Below are 6,980 nucleotides of genomic sequence, written 5' to 3' on the forward strand. Positions count from 1 at the left end.
TTATGCCTTCGCGGGAAAGCGAAGATGTGTGCCATTGGAGCACTTATGCGAAAACTTGTTCACTGGTGCTATGGGGTATTGAAGACACAAAAGCCGTTCGATGCTGATTACCTGCATTCAGATAGGCGTAGCGCATGTAAGGCTGCATGATGCTGTTTCATATGACGCAGTAGATAAACCGCCGAAACCCGGCGTAAGCCGGATGGGGCTATAAGAAAGCTTGTCGCCCACCCACCCTGAATAGCCATGCGGTTTTACAGTAGATTTAACCCCGTTAGCACGGTATAACCGCGATGTATCGGGGATTTGGTGCTGTCAGCAAGTTGACAGCACTTAGGGGGGTGTTGCCAAAACTTAAGGCGATCTTTTTCTTGACTTAGCACGGTAGCTATAAAAATGTGATGAAAGGAATTAAAAACGGCTTCTTGAGCGAGTGTTAATTAGTAGAACAAATATGTGAATTTAAAAATTAGTTATATCTAAATTGTGTAGAAAATACATTACAATGTGTTAATTATTTTATATATAGATAATATATGTTAAAACCGTGATTTTTATTCATTATTGCTAATGCGATATGATCAAAATTAAATTTGTTAAGTTGATTTATTATAAATATGTTTATCTATTAGATAGTTGATATTTTAACTCAATAGATAATAGTAACTAATAAAAAAATAATTTTTATGTTAACTGACAAAGTAACGCTTTCTCTAGCAGATAATCCTTGGTAATTTGTATAAATAATTTGTTAGTAAGGTATTGAAAAATGAAATATCATCGGTTAAACGAAGTTATTGAACTGCTGCAACTCTTATGGCAGGAATATCCAGAATTAAATTTGGCGCAATTATTGCAAAAATTAGCTGATGAAACTGGTTTTAAAGGAGATTTATGCGATTTGACTGACGATACTTTGATCTATCATTTAAAAATGCGTGACTCTCCAACAGAAGCCGCAATACCTGGTTTGCGAAAAGATCACGAAGATGATTTCAAAACAGCGCTTTTACGCGCTCGTGGCATCATTAAAGATTAACCTGATAGAGATAATAAAGTGACACAGCAAAGTGCTTTTCATTTCAAAACGATTACCCCCGATTTAATTCATGATGCGTTAATAGAAGTTGGATTATACCCTGATTCAGGGATAATCGAGTTTACCAGTTTCTAGATGAACAGCATAAACGTTACGTTGTGAAATTTTATCGACCAACGCGTTGGAATCGGACTCAGATCCAAGAAGAACACGATTTTATGTTGTCTTTGTATGAAGCTGGTTTATCGGTTATTGCTCCTCTATTTTTCGCCGGGCAAACTGTATTGGAGTATCGAGGTTTTTTGTACGCAGTTTTTCCGAGTGTTGGAGGACGGCAATATGAGACTGATAACTTGTTACAGTTGGAAGAGGTAGGTCGATTAATAGGACGCATTCATCAAATAGGATACCAGCACCATTTTTCTACCAGGCCAACTATTGGAATTGATGAATATTTAATTACTCCTCGTAACATTTTAGCGAATACTCCTTTACTACCCAGTAAATTAAAACAAAATTTTCTATTCGTCCTTGATGAGCTTATTGTTGAAGTAAAAAAACGTTGGTCGCAACCGTATAGTTATCTTCGCTTATAGTTATCTTCGCTTACAAGGTGATTGTCATCCTGGTAATATTTTGTGGCGAGATGGCCCTTTTATTGTCGACTTTGATGATGCTCGTAATGGCCCAGCAATACAAGATTTATGGATGCTTTTAAACGGCGAACTTAGGGAACAACGAATTCAACTTGAAATATTATTAGAAGCTTATACTGAGTATACGCATTTTGATAATGGACAGTTGGCACTGATTGAGCCTTTACGAGCAATGCGGATGATTCATTATTTATCATGGATTGTTCGGCGTTGGGAAGATCCGGCTTTTCCGCGAGCTTTTCCTTGGATAATTGAATATGATTTTTGGCGTAAACAGCAGTCACTTTTTTCTGAACAGATCAATGCGCTACATGAGAAGCCTTTGCAACCCGGTTTAATATATTAATAAATGTAAAATATTTTTGGAGAATGAGTAATATGAATAAATTTTGGTTAGCTTTAATAGGGTTAGTACTGTCTTATGGTATTTCTGCCGCAAATTACGCGGAGGGTACTGAATTTATCAAAATAGAAAAAGCGGTACAAAATGCACCTCGCGTCGTAGAGTTTTTTTCTTTTTACTGTCCACACTGTTATCAATTTGAATCCATCTATCATGTATCCCAAACCGTAGCAAAAAATTTACCTAAAGACATTAAAATGGAACGCTACCATGTTGATTTTTTGGGGCCATTAGGCGCTGAATTAACAAAAGCTTGGACGGTAGCAATGGTGTTGAAGGTTGAAGATAAAGTGTCACCATTGTTGTTTGAAGGGATCCAAAAGACAGAATCGATAAATACCCCAGCTGATATTAAAGCTGTGTTCATTAAAGCTGGCGTCAAAAGTGAAGAATATGATGCAGCGCTAAATAGTTTTGTCGTTAAATCGTTGGTTGTAAAACAACAGCAAGCAGTGGAAGAGTTTCAATTACGTGGTGTGCCGGCTATTTTTGTTAATGGTAAATATATGATACGTAACAATGGCATCACGATTGAAGATGTCAATAATTATGCTAAAGCTTATTCTGATGTTGTTAACTTTTTAATTAGTAAATAAGTAAGCCTTTTTTCCACCTTTTTTTAATAGCGCCATGTTGTAACCAACGGTTTAACATATTGGTACAACAGCGGATTTTTCGTATTTTTTGGCATATTATTCTGTAATATCCACAAAAAAATGTTAACCGGCAAAAATAGCAGCGCGATATTATTTTTATCAGTAACATCTTGATTATCATTTAATATTGTTTTCTAAGTTAAATCTGTTTAACTATTGAATATAGTATAATAAGAAGATTTACACACAAGTTTATCCACAGGATGCTCTAGTGCTATAAGCGGTGGAAAAGTGACAAATTGAAAATAAATTCAGGCAAAATTCGTCTCTCTCGCATGAGTGTGGCATCCTATCACTATTAATTATTTTGATGATGAAAAAGACTATGGCTCAAATTGCAGAAAACCCATTTATCCTAGTTGATGGCTCCTCTTACCTTTACCGTGCATATCATGCTTTTCTCCCATTAACCAACAGTGCAGGGGAGCCAACCGGTGCTATGTATGGTGTTCTTAACATGTTGCGTAGTTTAATTATGCAATATCAGCCGAGTCATATTGCGGTAGTATTTGATGCTAAAGGAAAAACTTTTCGGGATGAATTATTTGAGCAATATAAATCTCAACGACCACCAATGCCCGATGATTTGCGTGAACAGATAGCGCCGCTACATGAAATGGTTGCTGCCATGGGGCTTCCTTTATTGGTTGTTGCTGGTGTTGAAGCTGATGATGTAATAGGGACATTAGCTTTACAGGCTAGTAAGAAAGGATTGCCTGTACTAATCAGTACAGGAGATAAAGACATGGCTCAATTAGTGACCTCTGATATAACACTCATTAATACCATGACAAACACTATCTTAGGGCCAACAGAGGTTGTTGATAAATATGGTGTGCCACCTGAGTTGATGATTGATTTTCTCGCGTTGATGGGAGATTCATCCGATAATATTCCTGGTGTACCAGGTGTAGGAGAAAAAACGGCATTAGCTTTATTGCAAGGAATTGGCGATCTGGCAACGATTTATAATGATTTGTCTGCAATTGCTCCGTTAGGGTTTCGTGGATCGAAAACATTAGCAGAAAAAATGGCACAACATAAAGACATTGCTTTTTTATCTTATAAATTAGCCACAATTAAGACTAATGTTGATTTAACTACAGATTATGATGGACTGGTTATGCAGGCGCCTGATATTGAAAAGTTACATGCGCTTTTTAGTCATTACGAATTTAAGCGTTGGTTAGCTGATTTACAAAATGGTAGTTGGCTAACGAAAAAAACAGCTAAATCTGCAACCACTATTTCTGATAACAATAGCGATATTTCTTTAGCTAAAGAGCCTGCAGCCGTACTATCAACAGAGCATTATCAAACGATATTGACCAAAGATGATTTGATGCAATGGGTTGAAAAATTGCAATCGGCAAAGCGTTTTGCCTTTGATACTGAAACTGACGGCTTTGATACACTATCGATAAATTTGGTTGGGCTCTGTTTTGCCATTGAAGAAGGTAAAGCTGCTTATCTTCCGCTGGGGCATGATTATCTTGATGCGCCACAACAATTACCTTTAGATGAGGTGTTAGCGGCGATAAAACCGGTATTAATTGACCAAAATATTCAAAAGATTGGTCAGAATTTAAAATTCGACTACAGCGTGATGGCTAATTATGATATTGAATTAAAAAATATGGCCTTTGATACAATGCTGGAATCTTATATATTAAATAGTGTTGCCGGACTTGGTCGTCATGATATGGATAGTTTGGCGCAGCGGCATCTCAATCATAAAACCATAACTTTTGAAGAGATTGCCTGCAAAGGAAAAAATCAGTTAACATTCAATCAAATCCCACTTGAGCAAGCGTCAATTTATGCAGCCGAAGATGCTGACGTCACATTATTATTACACCAAACGCTTTGGCCTCAACTTGAGGCAGAACCTAAATTAAAAGAAGTTTTTCAACAGATAGAAATGCCGTTAGTACCGGTTTTGGCTCGTATGGAACGGGTTGGGGTGCTTATTGATGCAAATAAGCTGGCTAAGCAATCTCAGGAGATAGCAAGCCGATTAATGGAAATTGAAAAAGAAGCTTATGCTATCGCTGAACAAGAATTTAATTTGGCATCACCTAAACAATTACAAGCTATTTTGTTTGAAAAACTGCAACTGCCAGTGGTGAAGAAAACCCCTAGTGGGGCACCTTCCACTAATGAGGAAGTTCTAGAAGAGCTGGCCTTTAGTCATGAGCTGCCAAAAATTATTCTGCAACACCGTAGCTTATCAAAATTGAAATCGACTTATACCGATAAACTACCCATGATGATCCATCCAAAAACGAAACGGGTACATACTTCCTATCATCAGGCAGTAACAGCGACTGGTAGACTCTCTTCCCGTGATCCTAATTTACAAAATATTCCAGTTAGGACTGAGGAAGGGCGAAGGATCCGTCAAGCGTTTGTCGCTCGCGAAGGTTATAAAATTGTAGCCGCAGATTATTCGCAAATTGAATTGCGTATTATGGCCCATCTTTCGCAGGATAAAGGATTGCTTGATGCTTTTGCCGAAGGACAAGATATTCATAGAGCAACAGCGGCAGAGGTTTTTGGGGTATTGTTGACCGATGTGACTAGTGAGCAGCGCCGTAGCGTAAAAGCAATTAATTTTGGTTTAATTTATGGTATGAGCGCTTTTGGACTGTCCCGTCAGTTAGGAATTACTCGTGGCCAGGCACAGCATTATATGGATCGTTATTTTGAGCGCTATCCTGGTGTTTTAAGTTATATGGAACGTACCCGCAAGCAAGCTGCGGAGCAAGGTTATGTCGAAACGCTAGCAGGACGCCGACTCTATTTGCCCGATATTAATTCCCGCAATGCAATGCGACGTAAAGCATCTGAACGTGAAGCCATTAATGCACCAATGCAAGGAACGGCAGCAGATATTATAAAAAAAGCGATGATCACATTAGATACATGGATTGAAACGGTAAAGCCTGATCTCTATATGTTGATGCAAGTACACGATGAATTAGTTTTTGAAGTAAAAGCGTCTGCTGTTGAGCGGTCACAACAAAAAATCCGTCAGTTAATGGAACACAGTATGCAATTAACCGTTCCACTAAAAGTTGATATTGGTATTGGTGATAATTGGGATGAAGCACATTAAAAAGAAGAAGCGGCATTTATGCTAATTGTCGATAAGAATTTTAAGTAAACTAACTTATTTTACTCGAGACAAAATAACGTAGTAGGTAATAACTTACTTTTGTTAGGATGATCGACCAAACTGTTTTAGTAAACTAGGCAGTTTTTATCACTAAAAATATATAGTTTTTGCTAATTATGCGCCAAAGTTATCAAAAAATTAGTTTTTATTACATAACATTATGTTATGGCTTAAATTCAATCGAAAAAAATAACAAAAAACTTTTTTTTATTCGCGAAATAAAGTAAAGTGATTGACGTAGGGTACAGAGGTAAGATGTTCTATTTTTAAAATCTATTACTTTATGTAATAAGATAAGCTAATTATTAAGCTGCTCTAGTCAAATAATTGACTGGAGCATTTTTTTATTTGTTTTTAAGAAAATGTGACAGTAGGGCACCTCGAAAAACTCAAGATTTTCAATTAACCCTTGGCTTTCATTCTAAATAATTAGATTTTTTTGATTATCACGTTACTGATTCTATCGCACATTGCCCTGGCTAGGGCCATTTAACCCATTCTGGGCGTCAGAAAGCCACGATGCACGCGCTCTGGAAGTACGCCAACCGCTTTAGGTTGTAACATGCTGCCATCATCGTCATGGCAAAATTAGCGCGCACCTGTCCAATGGTGCGGATCAGTTTTCTACCCATTTGTTCCATCGCCGCAAATGCATGTTCAACCCGTGCCCTAGTCTTTGCAATCCTGTGGTTTCGCCCTTGCTGAGTCTTGGACAACGGTTTGTTTCGATGGCCTTTACGCTGAATCTGGCTCCTATAGCCGTTTGCCTTCAGCCAAGCTTCCCGCTCCGCAGAGGGATAGCCTCGGTCGGCGTAGATATTGCGATTGGTGTTGGCCTTGTCAATGACCCTTTCGAAATGCTGACTGTCGTGGGTGCTGGCCGTATCGGTGACGATTTTTCTGATGAATTTGTACTTCTTATCCATGTTTACCGAAAGCTTATAGCCATAATGACTCTTACCGTGTTTTTTAGTCCACGTGGCGTCTAAATCTTTTTGTCGCCGCTTGGTTGGTTTCCAATGAGCAGGCATCGCTTCCTGCTTGAGTT

General features: G+C 38.1%; 4 protein-coding genes and 2 pseudogenes. 5 read left to right on the forward strand and 1 reads right to left on the reverse strand.

What is annotated here, in order from left to right; all coding sequences use genetic code 11:
- From CBG25_RS10810 to polA, 5 genes and pseudogenes are all read left to right on the forward strand, one after another.
- Window positions 1-150, forward strand: a pseudogene (locus tag CBG25_RS10810) (IS110 family transposase); the annotation flags it as partial.
- 619 nt (window positions 151-769) lie between these two features.
- Entirely contained in the window at window positions 770-1,039 is a 270-nt protein-coding gene (locus CBG25_RS10815) for a DUF1040 family protein (RefSeq protein WP_290606596.1), read from the forward strand.
- A gap of 18 nt (window positions 1,040-1,057) precedes the next feature.
- Window positions 1,058-2,041 (forward strand): annotated as a pseudogene (locus tag CBG25_RS10820) (serine/threonine protein kinase).
- A gap of 32 nt (window positions 2,042-2,073) precedes the next feature.
- Complete coding sequence (dsbA, locus tag CBG25_RS10825) at window positions 2,074-2,694, forward strand: thiol:disulfide interchange protein DsbA (RefSeq protein ID WP_290606597.1); 621 nt, start codon at window positions 2,074-2,076, stop codon at window positions 2,692-2,694.
- 385 nt (window positions 2,695-3,079) lie between these two features.
- The gene (polA, locus tag CBG25_RS10830; RefSeq protein ID WP_290606598.1) at window positions 3,080-5,872 is read left to right on the forward strand and encodes a DNA polymerase I; all 2,793 of its coding nucleotides are present in this window, start codon (window positions 3,080-3,082) and stop codon (window positions 5,870-5,872) included.
- Between the two features lie 566 nt (window positions 5,873-6,438).
- On the opposite strand, the gene CBG25_RS10835 is transcribed toward polA, so the two are convergent.
- Window positions 6,439-6,980: IS5 family transposase (locus CBG25_RS10835; protein WP_290604069.1), on the reverse strand; the 542-nt coding region annotated here is incomplete at its 5' end.

This window comes from Arsenophonus sp. ENCA, assembly GCF_002287155.1.
Lineage (GTDB): Bacteria > Pseudomonadota > Gammaproteobacteria > Enterobacterales > Enterobacteriaceae > Arsenophonus > Arsenophonus nilaparvatae.